The sequence below is a fragment of the Acidisoma sp. L85 genome (genome assembly GCF_009765865.1).
Taxonomy (GTDB): Bacteria; Pseudomonadota; Alphaproteobacteria; order Acetobacterales; family Acetobacteraceae; genus Acidisoma.
Genome location: NZ_LMUQ01000058.1, coordinates 6,230 through 9,006, shown reverse-complemented (window position 1 = coordinate 9,006; position 2,777 = coordinate 6,230). Strand labels below are relative to the sequence as shown.

Genomic DNA, 2,777 nt, shown 5'->3' with positions numbered 1-2,777 from the left:
GCGAAATAGTTTTTGCCGATGCGAGTCCACAAACGCCTGGCGAACACCATCACCGCTCAGCCTCGCCCGAGAATGGGCTTATTCAGGACGTCCCTAGGTCCCCAGGCTTGCTCATGTGGCCGGTCGAAGTGGGGCCACTCCAGTCTGTGCCCTCGCTCCGGAGGAGCAGGCCGCGTCAGCTTCCATGGCTGCTGCAGATGGAAAAAATGCATCACAGCGAAAGGCTCCTTTTGTAGCAGCACTCCAAAAAGTGTTCCGCGATCTGTCGAAACAGAGCCACGTCCGCTTTTCGTGAGGAACAGTTCCCGAGAATTGTTCGGACCGACGCACGCGCGATGTCGCGTAGCTTAGCGGCTCGGAGGGGCCCGCCATGCTTCCACGGGCTGACGAGCGGATGGTTACGCAATGCTGGCGAGGCTCGATCTCCGAGATAATCCCGCCTTCTCCAAGAAGCCCCGCGTCGAACGACTGGCACGACAGTTGCTCTGTCGGAGATGTGTAGTTTTGAGGTGGGCGTGATGGACAAACCCCCAAGCCCTTGTCATCGACGACATTATTATTGGATCGGCTGTAACCATCGATCGCGCGATCGTGCTGATATCGCTGGATGCGGCTGGTTATCTGATCGACCTCGCGTTCCCGGCTGCAAAGGCCGAGAAGGCGGTGACCGCGCTGACAGTCGGGCTGGCGAAGGCGGCACGCAATCGCGGACGGTGCCGAGCATGGGCCCCGATTATGACAGATGGCATCCAGCATCAGGATGAGGACCTGACGATCAGGCAACTGGGTGAGCAATTCGCAGTATCGCCGAGGCTGACCTAGGCACGTTCGAAGCCGTCCTTCTCGGTGCAGCGGCAGGGAATGGATGAGGCCGGAGAAGACGAAGAGGTTGCTCAAGCGGCGAATTGATCAGTTCCGCGATGGCGCTCGGGAGGAGTGGACTCGGGTATTTATGGGTCTCAAGAGTACTACGCCTGGCAGAGCTTAGCAATAGCGCCAATGACACCTGAACTCGAAGTCGAGCGGCGCACAAACGCCGGCCCTGCCGCAGCCCTCGAGACAGGGCCACCCCCGGCTAACGCCGCAAAGACTTTGCGCGCGTGCCATAGCGGATAGCAAAATCGAGATACTATTGCTCGCAGCCATGCCGAGTTTTTCGGTACGCCTCGGCAAAAACTACGGCAAGAGGAGCACAGCCGAGCACGAGTCAGCGGACCAGGGCCGCGTCGATAAGCCTAACAACCTGACGTAGCCCTGATCCGGACCGACGGGAACATCAATCTTATACCGGGCATCGGCAGTTCCAGGGATGCTGGTTACGATTATGACTGACTTCGGCGGGATCGTAGTGCCGGTGTTGTTTAGGACATTGAGAGAAGAAGTAGATGGAAATCCGTGAAAGGCAGCGCGATAGACGAGGGCGCAGGGAAGTGCCTTGCCCATCGCCGGATTCGAGGGTGTTCCCGTGCCGGGAACACCCGGTTTGTCCTGGGCGCTTGCTGGCACTGCTACCGCAAGAATTGCAAACGCAACAAATGTTCTTGTCTTCACAATGAACCTCACCCAGCCAACACTCAGTACAGGCAGCCATTTCGTCCAAGCCAAAAGTCATTTGGGCACCAGCCGCTCAACATGCTCAGCAAACGCGGGCAATATTGTCGCCCGCTATCTTGACAAACCCACGCCGGCAAACTGCGCGCCTCTGAGCTTAAGGGTAGCCGATTGTGGCCGCCCCAGCGCTGGAAGACCCAATTATAGGCCCGCAAGGACAAGGAGCGCCCCTTGCGGCAGGCTATGGTCGTTCCCTTAGGCCCAGTACGGCCAATACGTAACGAAAGCTCTCCGAGGTTTTGCGAAATATTGCGAACAAATCGCGGAGAGGTGCTAGCGTGAGTTCGGGTGCCAGGGCCCGTCATTTGGCAGAGGGCTGGATGGACGTGCAGGGTCGGAAGCTTGCCATCAATGGTGTGATTGCCGATTTCGGCAGCGAGACCTTGCGTACTGCTTCGGGGCATTCCGTGCCGTTGCGGCCGCAGGCGTTTGCGGTCCTGCGCTACCTGGCCGAGCGCGCCGGGCAACTCGCCACCAAAGACGAACTCATTCATGCGTTGTGGGATGGACTCGCCGTAACCGACGACAGCCTCGTGCAATGCGTCCACGAAATCCGTCACGCGCTTCAGGATAACGACCGTGTCGTGCTGAAAACCGCGCCGAAACGGGGCTACCGGCTTGTGCTGCCTGACGGCGTCGCGGGGAATTGGTTGGTCGCAGCTTCGGCTGCAGAGGGCGGTCACCTCACCGAACGCGCCAAGATTTCCATAGCCGTTCTGCCATTCGTCTACATGTCTTCGGATCGCGAGCAAGAATATTTCACCGATGGTATCACCGAGGACCTCATCGCCGACCTCTCCCGCTGGCAAACGATCTCGGTCGCCTCGGCTAAATCTACATTCCGCTTCAAGGGTCAGCGCGTCGACATCGAGACGGCTGGACGCCAACTTGGCGTGCATTTCCTTGTTGGAGGCAGTATCCGTCGACTGGGAGAGCGCGTCAGGATTTCGGCTCAGCTGATCGACGCCCAGACAGGCAATCAGGTCTGGGCTGAACGTTACGATCGTCCGATCGCAAACCTTATCACCCTGCAGGACGAGCTGGTGCGGATAATTGCCGGAACCTTGGTTGGCCGAGTGTTCGCTATTGCGGCAGAGCGTTTGCGTCGCAGACCGCCATGCAATCCGACCGCTTACGACGTTACGGTGCAGGCCGACTGGCAGGCA

Annotated in this window: 2 protein-coding genes; both read left to right on the top strand. The window is 58.9% G+C overall.

Translation table 11 applies throughout. The annotated features are described in order from the left end of the window. The first annotated feature begins 591 nt into the window (after positions 1–591). On the top strand, positions 592–822 hold the full coding sequence (locus GSQ83_RS18315; protein WP_158804337.1) for a hypothetical protein: 231 nt from the start codon (positions 592–594) through the stop codon (positions 820–822). 1,109 nt (positions 823–1,931) lie between these two features. Next, positions 1,932–2,777: winged helix-turn-helix domain-containing protein (locus GSQ83_RS18310; RefSeq protein ID WP_174246684.1), on the top strand; the 846-nt coding region annotated here is incomplete at its 3' end.